The sequence below is a fragment of the Amycolatopsis sp. NPDC004169 genome (genome assembly GCF_040610315.1).
Taxonomy (GTDB): domain Bacteria; phylum Actinomycetota; class Actinomycetes; order Mycobacteriales; family Pseudonocardiaceae; genus Amycolatopsis.
Genome location: NZ_JBEXMD010000014.1, coordinates 40243 through 57792 on the forward strand (window position 1 = coordinate 40243; position 17550 = coordinate 57792).

The 17550-nt window shown below is 74.2% G+C and carries 17 protein-coding genes; 6 read left to right on the plus strand and 11 right to left on the minus strand.

The genetic code is table 11. The features are described 5' to 3' along the window. Positions 1 to 12 precede the first annotated feature (12 nt). The 4 genes from ABZX11_RS20460 to ABZX11_RS20475 form a co-directional block, all read right to left on the minus strand. Entirely contained in the window at positions 13 to 1383 is a 1371-nt protein-coding gene (locus tag ABZX11_RS20460; protein WP_354914931.1) for a DUF4389 domain-containing protein, read from the minus strand. Continuing rightward, the gene (locus ABZX11_RS20465; RefSeq protein WP_354915348.1) at positions 1380 to 1769 is read right to left on the minus strand and encodes a flavodoxin domain-containing protein; all 390 of its coding nucleotides are present in this window, start codon (positions 1767 to 1769) and stop codon (positions 1380 to 1382) included. The genes ABZX11_RS20460 and ABZX11_RS20465 overlap by 4 nt, the downstream gene beginning before the upstream one ends. Before the next feature lie 132 nt (positions 1770 to 1901). Then, positions 1902 to 2483 (minus strand): CBS domain-containing protein, encoded by a 582-nt coding sequence (locus ABZX11_RS20470; protein ID WP_176177136.1) that lies wholly within the window; start codon positions 2481 to 2483, stop codon positions 1902 to 1904. Between the two features lie 11 nt (positions 2484 to 2494). After that, positions 2495 to 3277, minus strand: coding sequence for a universal stress protein (locus tag ABZX11_RS20475; protein WP_176177135.1), 783 nt, complete (start codon positions 3275 to 3277; stop codon positions 2495 to 2497). 178 nt (positions 3278 to 3455) lie between these two features. Here ABZX11_RS20475 and ABZX11_RS20480 point away from each other — a divergent pair, with 178 nt between their 5' ends. Beyond that, positions 3456 to 3692 carry a hypothetical protein gene (locus tag ABZX11_RS20480; protein WP_354914936.1) on the plus strand — a complete coding sequence of 79 codons (237 nt, stop codon included), beginning with the start codon at positions 3456 to 3458 and terminating at the stop codon, positions 3690 to 3692. Positions 3693 to 3734: 42 nt separating this feature from the next. Here ABZX11_RS20480 and ABZX11_RS20485 read toward each other — a convergent pair whose 3' ends face one another. Continuing rightward, positions 3735 to 3926, minus strand: coding sequence for a hypothetical protein (locus ABZX11_RS20485; protein WP_176177133.1), 192 nt, complete (start codon positions 3924 to 3926; stop codon positions 3735 to 3737). 15 nt (positions 3927 to 3941) lie between these two features. Then, entirely contained in the window at positions 3942 to 4748 is an 807-nt protein-coding gene (gene ppk2 / locus ABZX11_RS20490; RefSeq protein ID WP_176177132.1) for a polyphosphate kinase 2, read from the minus strand. Between the two features lie 130 nt (positions 4749 to 4878). On the opposite strand from ppk2, the gene ABZX11_RS20495 reads away from it, so the two are divergent. Next, complete coding sequence (locus tag ABZX11_RS20495) at positions 4879 to 6009, plus strand: site-2 protease family protein (protein WP_354914940.1); 1131 nt, start codon at positions 4879 to 4881, stop codon at positions 6007 to 6009. Between the two features lie 85 nt (positions 6010 to 6094). Here the strand turns inward: ABZX11_RS20495 and ABZX11_RS20500 are convergent, their stop codons facing one another. Continuing rightward, complete coding sequence (locus tag ABZX11_RS20500; protein ID WP_354914943.1) at positions 6095 to 8359, minus strand: heavy metal translocating P-type ATPase; 2265 nt, start codon at positions 8357 to 8359, stop codon at positions 6095 to 6097. 266 nt (positions 8360 to 8625) lie between these two features. On the opposite strand from ABZX11_RS20500, the gene ABZX11_RS20505 reads away from it, so the two are divergent. Next, positions 8626 to 9642 (plus strand): hypothetical protein, encoded by a 1017-nt coding sequence (locus ABZX11_RS20505; protein WP_354914946.1) that lies wholly within the window; start codon positions 8626 to 8628, stop codon positions 9640 to 9642. A 56-nt stretch (positions 9643 to 9698) separates the two neighbouring features. Here ABZX11_RS20505 and ABZX11_RS20510 read toward each other — a convergent pair whose 3' ends face one another. Together ABZX11_RS20510 and ABZX11_RS20515 are read right to left on the minus strand one after the other, a co-directional pair. After that, complete coding sequence (locus ABZX11_RS20510; protein WP_176177128.1) at positions 9699 to 10322, minus strand: CBS domain-containing protein; 624 nt, start codon at positions 10320 to 10322, stop codon at positions 9699 to 9701. 20 nt (positions 10323 to 10342) lie between these two features. Then, complete coding sequence (locus ABZX11_RS20515; RefSeq protein WP_176177127.1) at positions 10343 to 11224, minus strand: universal stress protein; 882 nt, start codon at positions 11222 to 11224, stop codon at positions 10343 to 10345. A gap of 299 nt (positions 11225 to 11523) precedes the next feature. On the opposite strand from ABZX11_RS20515, the gene ABZX11_RS20520 reads away from it, so the two are divergent. The 3 genes from ABZX11_RS20520 (at position 11524) to ABZX11_RS20530 (ending at position 13929) form a co-directional block, all read left to right on the plus strand. After that, entirely contained in the window at positions 11524 to 12396 is an 873-nt protein-coding gene (locus tag ABZX11_RS20520) for a universal stress protein (protein WP_354914951.1), read from the plus strand. A gap of 134 nt (positions 12397 to 12530) precedes the next feature. Next, positions 12531 to 12971, plus strand: a complete 441-nt coding sequence (locus tag ABZX11_RS20525) for a hypothetical protein (protein WP_354914954.1) — start codon at positions 12531 to 12533, stop codon at positions 12969 to 12971. A 4-nt stretch (positions 12972 to 12975) separates the two neighbouring features. Next, positions 12976 to 13929 (plus strand): magnesium transporter CorA family protein, encoded by a 954-nt coding sequence (locus ABZX11_RS20530; protein WP_354914957.1) that lies wholly within the window; start codon positions 12976 to 12978, stop codon positions 13927 to 13929. On the opposite strand, the gene ABZX11_RS20535 is transcribed toward ABZX11_RS20530, so the two are convergent. Together ABZX11_RS20535 and ABZX11_RS20540 are read right to left on the minus strand one after the other, a co-directional pair. Next, positions 13907 to 16489: an HAD-IC family P-type ATPase gene (locus tag ABZX11_RS20535; protein ID WP_354914960.1), complete on the minus strand. Its 2583-nt coding sequence runs from the start codon at positions 16487 to 16489 to the stop codon at positions 13907 to 13909. The two genes, ABZX11_RS20530 and ABZX11_RS20535, sit on opposite strands and share 23 nt — an antisense overlap. Next, the gene (locus ABZX11_RS20540; protein WP_354914963.1) at positions 16486 to 17547 is read right to left on the minus strand and encodes a YbdK family carboxylate-amine ligase; all 1062 of its coding nucleotides are present in this window, start codon (positions 17545 to 17547) and stop codon (positions 16486 to 16488) included. Before ABZX11_RS20540 ends, ABZX11_RS20535 begins: the two co-directional genes overlap by 4 nt. Between the last annotated feature and the right edge of the window lie 3 nt (positions 17548 to 17550).

Genomic DNA, 17550 nt, shown 5'->3' on the forward strand with positions numbered 1-17550 from the left:
ATCGCCCCTTCCTCAGACGTCCACAGTGGATGGTTCAGCGGCCGCCGGGCGCTGCGAGGCCCGGTGCGCGGCCACGGCGATCAGGACGACTCCGCCCGCCAGCACCACGAGACCGGACACCAGCAGCGCCAGTGCGACCCAGCCGAGGCCGGGCGCGGTCGCCCCCGCCTCGGCCCGCACGGAGATCCCGCGCGAGGAGTCCGCGTTCATCACCACGGCGGTCCACTGCCCGGTCGACACCGGCCACGCGACGGTCTGCGTGCCCGCGCCGGACGCACTGGCGATCCACACCCCGGCATCGCCGGGCGGGGCGGCCGGAGCGCCGCCGAGGTGCGTGCGGTTGCCCGCGGTCGTGTACTCGGTCGCGGCCAGGTAGCGCTCGACCGCGTCCGTGCGGCCGATGCCCACGAAGACCGGGCGGCCGCCGGTGTCCGTCACCCGGATCCGGACGTCTCCGACGAAGCTCTCGAGCTTCGGTACCGACACGCCCTCCAGCCGCACCGGATCGGTGGCCACGGCGTACCCGCCGGAGACGAACGTGGAAGAGGCGCTGAGGTAGCCGTCCGCGTCGCGCTGGGTGCGGTCGGCCCACAGCGCGGCCGCGCCGCCGGTGACCAGGCCCATCGAGCCGAGCACCAGCACGGCGCCGGTGACCGCGGCGGCGATCCGCCCGGCGGTCCAGCCGGTGGCGTGCGGGTGGGGCGGCTGCGGGTGCGGCGGCTCGTGGCCGGCCTCGGCGCCGCCCATGTCGAGCCGGAAGGGCGGGTACGCGTCGGTCATCAGCGACACGTAGGCCGCCACGCGCAGCGCCCAGCGGTCCATGCCGAGGACGAAGTCGAAGATCGGCCGCGGGTAGCGACCGGTGAACAGCAGCACGACGCCGGCCACCACGACCAGCACGCCGACGAGACCGCCGGCTGCCCAGTTGAAGGTGCCGTCGCCGGTGCGGGACGCCAGCCAGGTGCCGCCGCCGACGAACAGGCCGACGACGATGAAGTGCGGGATGGCCAGCAGCCACCACTTAACCAGCACCAGGCCACGCGAAAGCCGATCCGGGTAGGCGATCTCGAGCCGGGCCGGGTAGTCCGGGACGTCGGCCAGGGTGAACGGCGGGTAGCGGTCGGTCCCGAGCGCGGCGTAGGAGTAGTAGTGCACCCGCCAGCTCCAGCGCAGCACGCCGGTGGTGAACTCGAACAGCGGCCGCGGGTAGCGGCCGGTGACGAGGATCGCGAAGAAGGCCGCGATCGTGACGAACGCGTAGGCGAACCACAGGAACGCCAGCACGAGGTAGTGCGGGATGGCCAGCAGCCATTTCACCAGCCACAGCCCGCGGGACAGCGGTTCGTCCAGCGTCGCCTCGACGCGGACCGGGTAGTCGGTCATGACACGCTCCTTTCCAGGCGGGCGAGGCTCGTCCCGATCTCGCGGCCCCAGGCGCGGATCGTGGGCCAGTCCCGGTTGTCGGCGTCTGCGACCCGCAACGCCGCCACGACGGCGCGTTCGGGGAACTCGAGGGTGCGGCGGTCGATCCGGCCCCCGAACAGGCGGTGCCCGCGGGCGTTCAGCCGCCGCACCAGGTCCTCGACGACGACCGGCTCTTCGGCCGGGCGCCTCTGTTCGCCGACCGGGCCGCTGGAGAACAGCCAGACCGGCACCCGGCCAAGCTCGTCCGCGAAGGACTCGGCCAGCTTTCTCGCCGGCTCCAGCCAATGTCCCAGGTAGACGGCGCTGCCGAGGACCACGGCGTCGAGCCCCTCGACCGAGTGCACGAGGCCCGCGTCGCGGACCTCGACCTGCGACCGCAACCCCGGCGTCGGTCAGCGCGGTGCCGAGCGCGGCGGCCACGCTTTCGGCGATCTCCCTGGTGGCCCCGTGCCGGGTGGCCACCGCGACGAGGACCTTCATGTCCGCACCGACGCTTCCTCCCACAGCTCGACCCCGACGACGCCGTAGACCGTCTTCGCCAGCGCCGTCACGACCCGGCGCTCGGCCTCGTCGGTGAAGGCGCCGCGGACGGTCACCATGCCGCCGGTGACCGAAACCGCCCACCGGTCGCGGTGCCCGCAGTAGTCCGTGAGCAGCGCGTTGAGGTGCGAGGCGATCGAGTCGTCCTGGCGCACCAGCGGGCTGAGCATGTCGCGGCGGCTGACGATGCCGACGAGGACACCGTCGTCGTCGGTGACGGGAATGCTGCGGCGGCGGTCACCCAGCATGCGGCGGGCGATCTCGGTGACGTCGGTGTCCAGCCGGACGGTCTCGGCCGGCGTCGTCATCATCGTGGCCACCAGCACGTCCGGTGCCGCGCCGGTGATCCCGCTGCGGAGCGCGTCGGCTTCGGTGAACACGCCGAGCACCGCGTCGTCCTCGCCGACGACCGGCAAGGCCGCGACACAGTGTTCGGTGAGCAGCACGATGGCTTCGCGGACCGGCGTGGCGGGTCCGACCCGGACCACCGGCCTCGTCATGATGTCGCGTGCCTTCACTTCGGCTCCTTTCAGTGCACGACGGCGACCGGGCAGGCCGCGTGCGCGAGCAGGGTGTTGCCGGTCGAGCCGAGGATCCCGCCGGCGACCGGGCCACGGCCCCGCGTTCCGATGACGATCAGGCGGGCGTCCGGGGCGGCGTGCTGCAGCGCGCGGGCGGGGACCCGCTCCGGCACGACCTGGGTGCGGACCTCGAGATCCGGGTACTCGCGTCGCCGGCCGGCGACGCGGGCCGCCAGCCCGGCGTCGTCTTCGCCGGCGTGGACGACCAGCACCGGTGCCCGGGTCGCCGCCGCCTCCTCGAAGGCGAACCGCAGCGCGTGCTCGCTGGATTCGGAGCGGTCGATGCCCGCGACGACGGGCCCCGTCCGGACCGGCTGGTGTGCCGGCACGACGACGACGGGGCACGGCGCCTCCGCGGCCACGCGCAGGGCGACGGAGCCGATCAGCGCGCCGCGCAGGCCGCCGAGGCCGTGCGAGCCGAGGACGACCAAGGCCGCCTCCGCTGACTCCTCGAGCAGCAGCTCGGCGGCGAGCCCGAGCCGGACGACCGTCTCGACCCGCACGCCGGGCGCCCAGTCACGGGCGATCCCGGCCGCGTGGTGCAGCCAGCGGTAGATGTGCTCCAGCAGGAGCTCGTCGTGCTCGCGGGCGGGGGTGTCCTCGAAGATGCAGGCGTGCAGCAGGCGCAGGGTGGTGTCGCGCCGCCCCGCTTCCCGCGCGGCCCAGCGGACGGCGGCCAACGACGATGCCGAGGCGTCCACCCCGGCGAGCACCGGCCGGTTCGCGGTCATGAGTTCCTCCTGGGAGTCCGGGAGGTTCAGCATGGGTGGGGCGGGTACTCGCCGGTCAGGGCCCGAAGTCCCTTTCACCGGGGACCAAATCCGACTGTCCGCGCCACCGCCGGAAGGAGACCCACTCCGCAGCGCGCCACCGCGGGATGGTGGCTGCGCGCCTTAATCGAACGCTGGCGTGGCCTGCCTGACGGCCGAACTCGACGCCGTTCCGAGTGGACCCTGCTCGGCGACCGGCCGGGCGCCGAGTTCGCTCGGTGTCGCGGGCAGGTTCTGGAAGCCGGTGATCACCTGGCGCCGGGTGGAGGCCGACGACTTCGCGGCGTTCGACGACCCCGGCTTCGGCAAGCTCGTGCGCCGGCCGTGTCGACGCGCGCACCGCATGGTGCTGCCGGCGCACACCCGGTCCGGATGAGTGATCCGCAGAGCCGGCCCTCGCGGCCTACACGCGCGCCGATCAGCCCTGACGCTCCCCCGCCGGCTGCCGCGGCTCGTCCGCGGCGGCCGGGGGAAGGTCCTCGTCGTTCTCCTTGACCGCGTGCTGTTCGACCACGTGCAGGTACCGGCCGACCTTCGGGCCGTGCCGCCCGCGCTCGGCGACGTCGCGGCGGGCGTCGGCTTCGATGGCCGCCTTTTCCTTGTCGTCCATGGTTTTTCCTCCTGTTCAGTGCGGCAACAGGGTCGCCGCGTGGTCGGGGACGTAGGTCTGCAACCGCCGGTCGGGCCGGAAGTAGCCGGTCGGTTCCGGCCGCGGCGGCAGCGACACCGCCTGGCGGGGCACCTCGTAGTAGGGCACGCTGGCGAGCAGGTGCGCGATCATGTTGAGCCGCCCGCGTCGCTTCTCCTCGCTTTCTACGACGTGCCAGGGGGATTCGGCGGTGTCGGTGTGCACGAACATGTCGTCCTTCGCCCGCGAGTAGTCCTCCCAGTGCGTCACCGACTGCAGGTCGATGGTGGAGAGCTTCCAGCGGCGCATCGGGTCGCCGATCCGCGCGCGGAACCGGCGTTCCTGCTCGTCGAGGCTGACCGAGAACCAGTACTTGCGGAGCAGGATGCCGTCGTCGACGAGCAGGCGCTCGAAGATCGGGCACTGCTGCAGGAACCGCCGGTGCTCCTCGGGAGTGCAGAACCCCATCACCCGCTCGACGCCGGCGCGGTTGTACCAGCTGCGGTCGAACAGCACGATCTCGCCCGCGGCGGGCAGGTGCTCGATGTAGCGCTGGAAGTACCACTGCGTCCGCTCGCGCTCGGTCGGGCTGGGCAGCGCCGCGATCCGCACCACGCGGGGGTTGAGGTGTTCGGTGACGCGCTTGATGGTGCTGCCCTTGCCGGCGGCGTCCCGGCCCTCGAACACCACGACCAGCCGGGCCCCTTCCGCCCGGACCCACTCCTGGAGCTTCACCAGCTCGGCCTGCAGGCGCAGCAGTTCACGCTCGTAGACCGCGCGCGGGAGCTTCTTGGTTCCGGGCATGCCCCGAAGCTACGAACACGGTGGCGGTTCGTGCTGCGGCCGGACGTCGGCGGAGCCGGGGTCTTTGGTCCCTCACCCCGGGGCGGTGCGGCCCTCGCGGGCATCGGGGCCGGGCGCGGACGGTCGAGGCATGCATGCCACGTTCCCGCTCGGGCGCCCGGCCGGTATCCGCGTCGGCGCGCACTGGTCCGTGCTCCTGACCATGGCCCTGCTGGCCTGGCTCTTGTCCCGGTCGCTGCTGCCGGACGCGGTGCCCGGCCGGTCCCCGCTGGTCTACTGGGCGACCGGGACGGTGGGGGCTGTGGTGTTCCTGGCGTCGCTGCTGGTCCACGAGCTCAGCCACGCACTGGTCGCGCGGCACCGCGGACTCACTGTCGAGAGCGTCACACTGTGGCTGTTCGGCGGCAGCACGGAGCTGACCGAAGAGGCCCCGACACCGCGCACCGCGTTCGCGGTCGCGATCGCCGGCCCGGCGGCGAGCCTGCTGGCCGGGGCCGGCTTCCTCGGCGCATCGTTGCCGCTGCCCGGCGCCACCGGCGTCACGCTCGCCTGGCTGGGCTGGACGAACCTGGTCCTGGCGGCGTTCAACCTGCTTCCCGGCGCACCCCTGGACGGCGGGCGGGTACTGCAGGCACTCGTCTGGCGGCGTACCGGCGACAAGCGGCGGGCCCGGGCCGCGGCGGCCCGGTCGGGGCAGGCCCTCGGGCTGGTCCTCGCCGCACTGGGATTCGCGTGGCTACTGTGGTCCGGCAGCTTCGCCGGGCTGTGGCTGGCCGGCATCGGCTGGTTCCTGGGCTTGAGCGCACGGGCCGAACTCGCCGTGGGCCCGGCGCGCGAGCTGCTGGGGCGGATCCGGCTCGGCGAGATCATGACACCGGTCCCGGTGACGGCGCCGGGCTGGTTCACCGTCCAGGCGTTCGTCGACCAGGCAGCGGCCGCCCGGTTCCGCACCTACCCGGTGGTCGGGTTCGACGGCCGTCCGGTCGGCGTGGTCAGCCTGGCGCTGCTCGCCCGGGTGCCGGAGCAGGAGCGCGCCGCCACGCGGGTCGAGGACGTCTGCGCCCGCCCGCCGGTGTGCCCGGTGGCAACGCCGGAGACGCCGCTGACGACGGTCCTCGGCCGGATCGGCGGGCGCCCGGGGCAGGACCTCGCTCTGGTCGTGGCGGACGGCGCGCTCGTGGGTGTGGTGAGCCCGGCTGACGTCGCGCGGACGTTGGAGCTGGCCGTGCTGGGCGCGAAAGCCCGCCGGCCGGCGAGGTGACGGACGGCTCGGCGAAACGACTGTTCCCGGATGCGCCGCTTACAGTCCCACGCCATTCCGCCGGGTGCCGCATCAGGCGAGTCGCTCAGGACGAAGGGAGCGTGAAGTACGCTTCCTCCTCCTGCGCGAAATGCAGCGTCAGCACGGCATCCAGCCCGTAGAGCGTCGCGCGCAGGTCGTCGACCTGGTCGGGCTGGATCCCGTCCGGTGCCTCCGCCAAGTGGCGCTCCAGCCGGCGGGCCAGGCGGCCGATCTCCGCGTGCTCGCGGCTCATCGTCACCGTGCTCTCCGGGCCGCCCAGTGCCGTCGACAACGCCGGGTACAGCTCGGTCTCCTCCGCCTGCTCGTGCGGCAGCAGCTCCTCGGCGAGCAGCCGGGCCGCCGAGCGGAGCGCCGCGTCCGCGGCCGGGGTCGCTCCTTCGGCCAGCGCGTCGGCCGCTTGGCGGACCGCGGCCCGGGCCGGCAACAGCTTCTCGTGCTCGGACTCGAACCGCCGGACCATCGCGGCCGGGGCGGGGCCGTGGATCTTCCGGTCGCCGAGAGCGCGCAGCGCGTTCAGGATCACCACCACGTCGATGGCCTCCTGGACCAGCGCCCCGGCCACCGGCACCAGGACACCACCGGCCGCGGCGAGCATGGCCACCAGCGACAGCAGGGTGCCGGCCACCGCGCTCTGCACCGCCAGCCGATGGGATCGGCGGGCGATCTCCGCCGCGTCCGCGAGGCGGTCGAGGCGGTCGTCGAGGATCACCGCGTCGGCGGCCTGCGCGGCCGCCGTGGCGCCCCGCGAGCCCAGCGCCACGCCCACGTCGGCCGCCGCCAGTGCGGGCGCGTCGTTGACGCCGTCGCCGGTCATCACCGTCACGCCCCGGGCGCACGCGGCCTCCACCTCGCGGAGCTTGTCCGCCGGCGTCACCTCCGCGCGGACGTCGTCGAGCCCGAGCATCGCGGCGACCTCGCGGGCGTTGTCGACGCGATCACCGGTGAGCAGCCGGACCTCGCCGATCCCCGCCGCCCGCAGCCGGCGCATCGTCCGGGCGGCGTCGGGCCGGATCGGGTCCTTCGCCAGCAGGGCCGCGACGGGCTCGCCGTCGGACTCGACCCACAGCACCGACGCGAGATCCAGCCGGCCGCGGCGGGCCGCGCCGCGCGCCCACGCGGGCAGGTCCGCATCGAGCCGACGGCCCACGCGGACCCAGTGGCCGCCCACGCGGCCGCGAACACCCGAGCCGACCTCTTCGGTGACGTCCTCGGCGGACGCGGGGGTCGCTCCGGCCGACGCCGCGGCCCGCACCACCGCCGCCGCCAGCACGTGCGGCGAATACTGCTCCACCCCGGCCGCGAGCGAGAGGACATCAGCTGCGTCACGTCCCGGCGCGCACACGACGTCGGTGATCTCCGGACGGCCCTTGGTCACCGTCCCGGTCTTGTCCATCAGCAGGATCGCGGCGCGCCCGAGCGCTTCGAGGGCGGCGCCGTCCTTGACCACCACGCCGGCCTTCGACGCCCGGGACATGCCGCCGGTCACGGCGATCGGGACGGCCAGCAGCAGCGGGCACGGCGTCGCGGTCACCAGGACGGCGACCGCCCGGTCCGCCTCCCCGGTCAGCAGCCAGGCGAACGCGGCGATCAGCAGCGAGGCGGGCAGGAACCAGACGGCGACGCGGTCGGCGATCCGGGCGATGCCCGCGGTGCGGGCGGCCGCCTGCTCGGCGAGCCGCACGACTCCGGCGTAGGCGCTGTCGGCCGCGGCGGCGCTCGCCCGGACGTCGACCGCGGCGCCGGCGTTGACGACTCCACTGTGGACGGTGTCGTCGGTGGGCCGCGCGACCGGCAGCGGCTCGCCGGTCAGCGCGGACTCGTCGAAGGTGCCGCCGTCGGGCAGGACGCCGTCGACCGGCACGACTTCTCCCGGGAGGACCACGATGAGGTCACCGGGCCGCACCTCGCCGACCGGGACGGTTTCGTGGCCGGTCGCGGTCCGAAGGTGCGCCACCCGCGGCGCCCGGTCGAGCAACGCGGTCAGGTTCCGGCTCGCCCGCCGCTGCGCACCCGCTTCCAGCACGCGGCCCGTGGCGACCATCGCCGCGACGATCGCGCCCGCGAGATACTCGCCCACCGCCAGCGTGGCGACCAGCGCCAGGACGGCGAGCAGGTCGGCACCCCACCGGCGAGCCCGCAGATCGGCGGCGACCCACACGACGGCCGGCACGAGGGTGACCAGGTCGGCCCCGGCCCAGACGACGTCGGCGGCGGCCGGCGCGCCCGTCCACCAGGCGATGCCCCCGGCGGTGACGAGCAGGAGGACGAGGGCCAGCAGGCCGGCTTCCCGGCGGGTTTCAGCTCGCACGGCCGTCTCCGGTCGTCAGCTCGGCGAGGCGGCGCGAGCTGGGCGGGTCGAGTGCGGCGGCAGCAGCTGCAGCCCGGCTGACCGCGTGGGCGAAGGGATCGTGCGGGTGCATGGGTCCTCCCGGGGTCCGTGCCCAGGTTCGGCTGCCCGCCGGGTGCCGGAAAGGGCCGAAGGGCCTCGACCGGGTCACCTCCGCGAAGCCCTTGGCCCCTGTGACCGGCGCACCGCCGCGGCGAGCATGGAGGCACTCGATCCGAGGAGGAACGATGGACCTCACCACGCCGGACGCCACCACCGTGCGGGCAGCCGTCGCGCTGGCGGTGCGTGCCCCCTCGGTGCACAACTCCCAGCCGTGGCAATGGCGGTTCAGCGGCCGCACGGTCGAGCTGCGCGCCGACCCGGTCCGCCGGCTGCCCCACGCCGATCCCGACGGCCGCGACCTGCTCGTCAGCTGCGGGTGCGCCCTGCACCACTTCACCGTCGCCGCGGCGGCCATGGGGTGGGCCGCGCGCATCCACCGGCTGCCCGAACCCGGCCTGCCGGCGAGGATCGACCTGGTGCCCCACGACACGCGCGACGACGATATCGCCCTCGCCGCGGCCATCCCCCGCCGCCGTTCGGACCGGCGTCGGTTCGCCCGGCGGTCGCTGCAGGCGCGGGACGAGGTGCTGTTGCAGAAGAGTGCCTCCGACCAGGGCGCGGCCCTGCACGTGGTGACGGCGGCTCCGCACCGGACGGTGCTCGCGACCGCGGCCGCGGAGGCCGCGGGGCTGCACCGGGCCGACCAGGACTACGAAATCGAGCTGGCCGCGTGGAGCGGCCGCGACCACGCCCCGGACGGCGTGCCGGCCCGGAACGCCGTCTTGGCCCTCGCGCCCCGCCGCGAGCTGCGGATCCGCGAGTTCGCGGGCGGGCGCATCCCGGACACGGCTGGACCCGACGGCGCGGTCCTGACCGTGCTCGCCACCCAAGGCGACACCGAACTCGACCGCCTCCGCGCCGGGGAAGCCGCCGGCGCGGTCCTGCTCACCGCGACCCGGCTGAACCTGGCGTCCTGCGTGTACACCGAGCCGTTCGAGCTGACGAGCACCCGCGGCCTGGTCCGCGACTGCGTCCTCGGCGGCCGGCTCGAGCCCCAGCTGGTGGTGCGCCTCGGCTACCCGCCGAAGGGTGCGAAGCCGCTGCCGGCGACCCCGCGCCGGCCGATCGACGAGGTCTTGCGGCCGCTCCCCCGCCCGTACGGCGTGGGCCTGCCGATCCCGGAACAGCTGCGCGGCCGCTGAACCGCAGCGAAGGCCCTCCCACTCCGGGAGGGCCTTCGCGGGTGCGCCGCTGCGGCTCAAGCCACGTCGTTCCACACGTAGTCGAGGCGGTTGCGCACCTCCACCACCCCGGACAGCTCGCTGATCAGCCGCGTCACCGGGTCGATGTCGCTGCGCCGCTCCACGCGGCCCACCACCGTCACGATCCCCGCCCGCACCTCCACGCGGACCCGGTCCGGGCCCCAGCCCAGCTGCCGGATCCGGGAGCACACCTCGCGGTCGAGGTCCGCGTCGCCGCGGGTGAAGGTGCGGACCAGGTCGCGGCGGGACAGCACGCCCACCGGTTTTCCGCCCCGCAGCACGAACAACCGGCGGACGCCGGAGCGCGCGAACTTCGCCGCCGCGACGGCCAGGGAGTCCTCCGCGTCGATCGTGACGACCGGGCTGGTCATCAGGTCTTTCGCGGTGCACGCCGTCGCCTTGCGGGCCAGCCGGCGGTCGCGGCGGCGGGGCTTCGGGTCGTCCCACAGGTGCGGGAGCAGGTCCGCTTCCGAGACGACGCCGACCAGCGCGCCCGTCTTGTCGACCACCCCGACCGCGCTGATCCCGTTGCCGGTCAGCAGTTCGGCGATGTCCTTGAACGGCGTCTGCGGCGAGACGGTGATCGGATCGGCGGTCATCACCGCGGAAACCGTGGTCATGGCAGGTACTCCTTCTTCGTTCAGGCGTTCTCGGTGCGGACGACCAGCACGGGGCAGGCCGCGTGGTGCAGCAGGGCCTGGCTCGTCGAGCCGAGCACCAGCCCGGTGAAGCCACCGCGGCCACGGCTGCCCACGACCAGCAGCTGCGCGCCGCGGCTCGCCGACAACAGGCGGTGGCGCGGCTTGTCGTGCTCGACGCGGCGCTCGACCTCGACGTCCGGGTACTTCTCCTGCCACCCGGCGAGCCGCTGCGCGAGCAACCGCTGCCCCGAGTCGCGCAGGGACTCGCCCTGGAACGCGATGTTGCCGTCGCTGAACAGGCCGGCGGTATCGCCGTCGTGCCAGGTGTAGATCGCCACGAGCGGCGCGTTGCGCAGCGACGCCTCCTCGAACGCCCACGCGATCGCCGCTTCGCTCAGCGGGCTGCCGTCGACGCCCACGACCACCGGGCCGTCGACGCTCTCGCGGCCGCGCACCACGACCACCGGGCAGTGGGCCTTGGCGGCGAGGTCGACGTCGGGCGACCCGCTGAACAGCCCGGCGATCGGGCCGACGGGCTCCCCGGTGACGAGCAACCGGGCCCGCTCCGACACCCCCAGGAGGGCCGGGACCGGCCCGCGGTCACTGGCCTCGGTGTCGACGGCCAGCCCCGGGACGGCGGCTTCGAGGATCGCCCGCGTGCGGCGCAGCACCTGATCCGCTTCGGCCTCCTTGACCGCCAGCCAGTCCGACGGCGGGTAGACCTTGCCGCCGAACGCGCCGTCTTCGTAGCCGTACGCGGTGAAGACGAGCAGCGAAGCGTGCCGCCGGGCCGCTTCCCCGGCCGCCCACAACGCCGCCGCAGCCGCCGTTTCCGAGCCGTCCACGGCCACCACGACCGGCGCGTTTCCGGTTGCGCTCATGACGTTTCCCTCCGGGGTTGCAGTTCGTGATCCCGAAGGTAGGGCGCACGCGAACGCGGACGCTGCGGCCGTTCGTCCCCGCGGCCGGTGACCTTCGGCCGCTCCTGCCCACCCGCCTGGAAACGGATCGTGCTAGGTACACGGCGTCCGCACGGTGGCGGGCCACGGTCGGCCGTGCTGCGGGAAGAGTCCGGGATGCTGACCGCCGGAAGTCCCCTCGCCGAGTGACTTCCGGCCGCAGCGGACGGCCGCACCGCCGTCCTACGGTCGGCGCACGACAGCCGGACCGGGAGCCGCCGATGAACACGCCGCACCAACCGATCGTCACCGGGATCGACGGGTCGGGCGAGGCGCTCGACGCCGTCCGCTGGGCAGCCCGTGCCGCCCGGCTGCGGGATGTCCCGCTCGAAATCGTGCACGCCCTGGACTTCCCGGCGCTGCTGGCCGGCGGGGTCGTCCCGCCGCCGGAGGAGATGAAGGACACCCTCCGCGCGCACGGGCGCCGCTACCTGCGGGCGGCGCAGGAGATCGCCGAAGCGCAAGGCGCGACCGCGGTGGCCACGCGGCTGGATCCCGACCGGGCCGCGCAGGCCCTCATCCAAGCGTCGCGCACGGCGGCGCTGGTCGTGGTCGGCTCCGGTGGCCGCGGCCGGCTCACCGGCCTGCTCGCCGGCTCGGTCGCCTCGGCCGTCGGCGCGCACGCCGCCTGCGACGCGGTGGTGGTCCGCGGCGACTCCTGGGACGACCCGGAGGCGGCGAACCGGCCGGTCGTGGCCGGGATCGACGGCAGCGAGCCCAGCGCCCGCATCCTCGCGGCGGCAGTCGCCGAGGCCCACGTGCGGAAGGTCCGCCTGGTCGTGGTCCACGCGTCCGCGGACGAACCGCGCCCGGAAACCGATCCGCACCTGGACCAGCGGTCCGCCACCGAGGCCGGCGAGCAGCTGTTGGGCGAGCTCACCGGCGAACACGACACCGGCGGCATCACCGTCGAACGGGTGGTCGTCCGCGGTCACCCGCGTCGCGAGCTGATCGAGCGCAGCGCGGCCGCACAGCTCGTCGTGCTCGGCGACCGCGGCCGCGGCGGCTTCCCCGGTCTGCTGTTGGGATCCACCGGCCAGGCGCTGCTGCACAACGCGGCGTGCCCGGTGTACCTGGTCCGCACCGTCGGCTGACGGAAGTCCTCGCGCCGATGGGCCTTCGCCCCACCGGAACCGGGGTCCCCGTACCCCGGCAACCGGGGCGGTCCGGCTCTCCTTCCCCGGCCTCGCCGAGCGGACTCTGGGATCCGACGAAAGTGAGGCACACCATGGACAGCGATCCCGGATTCGCCCCGGCGACCACCGCCGAGCCGACGTCCCCCCGCCGCAACCGCCACGACCGGCTCGCCCTGCGACCCGCCGACTTCGCCGACGCCCGCTACGCCGACGTCACCGACCGCCGGCTGGCCCGCACGCTGACCGCGGAAGACCGGTCCGAAGAGGACGGCCTGGACCCGCTGGAGCGCGTCACCTGCCGCACCCACCGCCGCTGGCTGCACGACTGCGTCGCCTCCCCCCTGCACGTGGTCATCATCACCGGCACCCGCTGGTGCCGCGCCTGTGAATGCGCGCTGAACGTCGCGATCGACCAGCTGGCCGGTGACGTCTCGGTCCGCTGCCCGGCCTGTGGCGACACCCCCGCGACCCGGGCCACCCGGCAGCTGGTCCGAGCCTGCCGCGCCAGCCTCGCCGCCGCGCACGACGGCTGAGCCGATGGTGCGCAGCCGGTTGTACCGCAGCGGCGTCCTCGAGCGGGAGGACTTCCCCGCCGCCGAAGCCGCCCGCCACCTCGCCGACCCGTCGGTGACGCTGTGGCTCGACCTGGACGCTCCCACCGCCCACGACCTGGCCGCGCTCGCCACCGAGCTGGGGCTGCACCCGCTGGCCGTGGCGTCCGTTCTCGACGAGGACCACCAGCGCCCCAAGTTCGTCCGCTACGACCGGCACTCGTTCCTCGCCGCGTACACGGTGCGCGTGACCGACGACGCCCTGGCTGCTTCGGAGCTGGACGCGTTCGTCACCGACCGTGTGCTGATCACGGTGCACCGCAACAACACCACCGACATCGACGCGCTCGTGACGCGCTGGGACACCACACCGGACCTGGCCAAGAACGGCCCCGCGTTCCTGCTGCACGGCCTGCTCGACTACGTCGTCGACGGCCACCTCGACGCCGTCCAGGCCCTGGACGAGCAGGTCGAGGCCCTCGAAGATCTCGTGTTCGCCGACCACGCCGACCCCACGGAGCTGCAGCGCCGGTCCCTGACGCTGCGCCGGAGCCTCGGCCGCCTGCGCCACCTGGCGGTGCCGATGCGCGAGATCGTCGCCGCCCTGATGCGTCGCGACGACACGCTCCTGCCGTACTTCCAGGACGTCTACGACCACGTCCTGCGCGTCACGGAGTGGACGGAGTCCCTGCGCGAGCTGATCGCGACGATCCGCGAGACGCAGCTGAGCATCCAGGCCAACCGGCTGAACACGATCATGAAGAAGGTGACCAGCTGGGCGGCGATCATCGCGGTGCCGACCGCGATCACCGGGTTCTACGGCCAGAACATCCCGTACCCGGGCTTCGGCTCGGCTTCGGGCGTGTGGGTCTCGACGCTGGCCATCCTGATCATCTCGGCGACGCTGTACGCGCTGTTCAAGCGCCGCGACTGGCTTTGACGGTGTACCGGTGCCAGAGCAGCTTGTCCGTCTCCACCACCGCGAACGCCATCACCGAAGCCCCGGCCACCCACAGCCACGAGACGACCCCGACCGGCGCCGTGTGGAACCACGTGTTCATCACCGGCACGTACGTCAGCAACAGCTGCAACCCGGCCGTCAACCCCAGCCCCAGCAGGAACATCCGGCTGTGCCCCGGCCACGCGCGCAGCACCGGCCGATCCAGCGACCGGCAGCTCAGCAGGTAGGCCGCCTGCACACCCACGAACACGTTGATGGCCGTCGTCCGTGCCTCGGCCAGCGAAGCGGAGAGACCGAGCTGCAGGCGATACGCGCCGAAAGCCGCCACCACCAGCAACAACGACACGAGCACCACCCGCCGCAGCAGGGAGGCGGTGAACAACGGCCGCTCGGGTGGGCGCGGCGGGCGTCCCATGATGCCGTGCTCGGTCGGCTCGAACGCCATCGTCAGGCCCAGGAACACCGCCGTCGTCATGTTGATCCACAGGATCTGCACCGGGACGATCGGCAGCGTCGCGCCGAGCAGGATCGCCACCAGGACCACCATGCCCTCGCCGATGTTCGCCGGCAGCGTCCACGCGATGAACTTGCGCAGGTTGTCGAACACGCCGCGGCCCACCCGCACGGCCGCCTCGATCGACGCGAAGTCGTCGTCGGTCAGCACCATGTCCGCCGCCTGGCGGGCCGCGTCGGTGCCGCCCGCGCCCATCGCGACGCCGATGTCCGCGCGGCGCAGGGCCGGGGCGTCGTTCACCCCGTCGCCGGTCATCGCGACCACGTGCCCACGCCGCTGCAACGCCCGGACCAGGTCGAGCTTCTGCCCCGGCGACACGCGCGCGAACACCTGCGTGCCCGCCACCGTCTCGTCGAACTCGTTCTCCGGCACGGCGGCCAGCTCGGCGCCGGTGAGGACCCGGCCGGCAGCCAAGCCGACCTCGCCGGCGACTGCGCGGGCCGTGCCGGCGTGGTCGCCGGTGATCATCTTGACGTCGATGCCCGCGCTCCGGCAGGCCGCGACCGCGGTGACCGCTTCCGGCCGCGGCGGGTCGTGCATGGCCTGCAGGCCCAGCAGCACCGGCGTGGTCCCCGGCGTCACGCGGGCGAAGGCCAGCACCCGCAGGCCCTGCGCGGTCAGTGAGGCGTGCACCCGGTCCAGGGCATCGCGGTCGAGCGGACGCACGACACCACCGGGCGCCACCTCGGCCTCGCAGCGGGCCGCGACCTCCTCGACCGCGCCCTTGAGGTAGGAAACACCGCCGTGGACCGTCGTCATCGTCCGGGTCTCGGACTCGAACGGCACGGTGTCCGTGCGCGGCGCGGCCGCCCGGATCGCGGCGGGGTCCAGGCCCGCCGCGATCGCCGAGCCGAGCAACGCGATCTCGGTCGGGTCTCCTTCGTCGAGTTCCGCGTCGTTGCACAGAACTCCCGCCACCAGGCACTCCCGCAGCGTCTCCCCCGCCTCGGTCAGCGAAACCGGTGCCCCCGCCGCCGCGAGGGTCGTCACCGTCATCCGGTTGCGGGTCAGCGTGCCGGTCTTGTCGGTGCAGATCACCGTCGTGCCGCCGAGGGTTTCGACCGCGGGCAGGTGCCGCACGATCGCGCCGCGCCGCGACATCCGCACGACGCCGATGGCCAGCACGATCGCGACCGCGGCCGGTAGCCCTTCGGGAATCGCGCCGACGGCGAGGGCGACCACCGCGGTGAACATCTCCGGCGCCGGTGTGCCCCGCGCGACGCCGAGCACGAAGGCCGCGGCCGAGACCGCGACGATCACCACGCTCAGCTGCTTCGAGAACCGGGCGAGCTTGCGGGTGAGCGGCGTTTCCACGACCTGGGCGGTGGCGACCAGGTGCTGGATCCCACCCAGCTGGGTCTCGCCGCCGGTCGCGGTGACCAGCCCACGCCCCTGCCCCCGGGTGACCAGTGTCCCCGAGTAGGCCGAGCCGGTGCGGTCGGCGACCGCAGCCGACGGCGCTACCGTGCCGGTGGCCTTCACCACCGGCACGGACTCGCCGGTCAGCGCGGACTCGTCGACCTCGGCCAGGTGCACCTCGATCAGCCGGAGGTCGGCGGGCACCCGGTCGCCCGCGGCGAGTTCCACGACATCGCCCGGCACCAGCCGGGCCGCGGGGACGCGCTGCGGGACCCCGTCCCGGACGACCGTGGCCGTCGCCGGGACCATCCGGGACAGTGCCTCCAGCGCGCGCTGGGCCCGGGATTCCTGGACGAAGCCGACGACGGCGTTGAGCAGGACCACCCCGGCGATCACGCCGGCGTCGACGTGCCCGCCGAAGACCCACGTCACCACACCCGCGAGCAGCAGGACGTAGATGAGTGGGTTGTGGAACTGCGCCAGAAACCGCCGGATCGGCCCGGGCCCGGCGGGCACGCGCACGACGTTGTCGCCGAAGCGCGCCAGCCGCGCTTCGGCCTCGGCGCTGGTCAATCCTCGCGCCGGGTCGACGTCGAGCTGCGCGGCGACGGTGGTCACGGGCAGCGCGTGGAACTCCGCCGTGCCGGTCACTGTTCCGGAACTCACTGTGCTGCCTCCAGGCTCTCGTCTTCGGTTCCCCGGGTCGCCGCGGCGAGCCGGGCGGCGAACTCCGCCGGAGTGGCCGACACCGCCCGCAGCGCACGCTGCCGGACCGCGCCGCCGCCCCGGTCCGCGAGCGCAGCCCACCCCCGGTGCACCACCTCGAGATCGCCGACCTCCTCGAGTGCGGGACGGACGTGCGCCAGCAGCCGCGTGGCGGCGGCCCGGTCGAGGCCGTGCCGGGCGGCGGCCCGGAGCGACCGGGCGAGGGCAGCGTCGGACGGCTGCGGCCCCACCTCGCCCCGCAACGCCGTGGTCACGAGGGCCCGCACCAGCCCGGCGAGCACGACGGCGTCGGCGACGTCGAGGCAGACATCGGCGATGCGTACTTCCACGGTCGGGTGGCGCGGCGACAGGCGGGCGTAGAAGTACACCGCGCGGGCGTCCGGCGCGGCACCGCTGCCGATCGCCTCGGAGACGGCCGCGTCGTACTCGGCGACGTCGAGCCACGCGGCGGGCGGCCGGGCCGTCGGCCAGCGGGACCAGAGCGGGTACCGCGTGCTCGCCCACCCGGAGTCGGCGCCGTCGACGTAGGGCGAGTTCGCGGTGAGGCCCAGCAGGACACCCAGCCACGGCCGCAGCCCGGCGAGCGCACGCAGGCCCGCGGCCCGCGACGGGATGCCGACGTGGACGTGGCAGGCGCAGGTGCCGGCGCCTGCCACCAGCGCGGGAAAGAGCGCGGCCAGCCGTTCGTACCTCGGTTCGGCGGTGACCAGCGGCACGGTGCCGAAAGGCGCGACAGCGGTGGCCACGGCCAGGCACCCCGTGTCCGCGGCCGCCTCGCCCACCCGGCGGCGCAGCCGCGTCAGGTCCGCACGGACCTCGGCGAGCGAGTGGCACACGCTCGTCACGGTTTCGATCTGGAAGCGCAGGAACTCCGGGACGACGCCGGGCTCCCCGCGCAGCGCCGCCAGGAGGCGAGGAGCCGCCGGGACGGCCGCCCCGGTGTGCGTGTCCAGCAGCACGAACTCCTCCTCCACGCCGACCGCCGGGGCGTCCGCCACGGC

What these genes read in the sequence shown, in the direction of transcription:
- ABZX11_RS20520 (WP_354914951.1), top strand. Translation starts at nt 11,524, where the DNA reads ATGAACACGCCGCACCAACCGATCGTCACCGGGATCGACGGGTCGGGC.
- ABZX11_RS20460 (WP_354914931.1), bottom strand. Translation starts at nt 1,383, where the DNA reads ATGACCGACTACCCGGTCCGCGTCGAGGCGACGCTGGACGAACCGCTG.
- ABZX11_RS20495 (WP_354914940.1), top strand. Translation starts at nt 4,879, where the DNA reads ATGCATGCCACGTTCCCGCTCGGGCGCCCGGCCGGTATCCGCGTCGGC.
- ppk2 (WP_176177132.1), bottom strand. Translation starts at nt 4,748, where the DNA reads ATGCCCGGAACCAAGAAGCTCCCGCGCGCGGTCTACGAGCGTGAACTG.
- ABZX11_RS20525 (WP_354914954.1), top strand. Translation starts at nt 12,531, where the DNA reads ATGGACAGCGATCCCGGATTCGCCCCGGCGACCACCGCCGAGCCGACG.
- ABZX11_RS20510 (WP_176177128.1), bottom strand. Translation starts at nt 10,322, where the DNA reads ATGACCACGGTTTCCGCGGTGATGACCGCCGATCCGATCACCGTCTCG.
- ABZX11_RS20475 (WP_176177135.1), bottom strand. Translation starts at nt 3,277, where the DNA reads ATGACCGCGAACCGGCCGGTGCTCGCCGGGGTGGACGCCTCGGCATCG.
- ABZX11_RS20485 (WP_176177133.1), bottom strand. Translation starts at nt 3,926, where the DNA reads ATGGACGACAAGGAAAAGGCGGCCATCGAAGCCGACGCCCGCCGCGAC.
- ABZX11_RS20530 (WP_354914957.1), top strand. Translation starts at nt 12,976, where the DNA reads ATGGTGCGCAGCCGGTTGTACCGCAGCGGCGTCCTCGAGCGGGAGGAC.
- ABZX11_RS20505 (WP_354914946.1), top strand. Translation starts at nt 8,626, where the DNA reads ATGGACCTCACCACGCCGGACGCCACCACCGTGCGGGCAGCCGTCGCG.
- ABZX11_RS20515 (WP_176177127.1), bottom strand. Translation starts at nt 11,224, where the DNA reads ATGAGCGCAACCGGAAACGCGCCGGTCGTGGTGGCCGTGGACGGCTCG.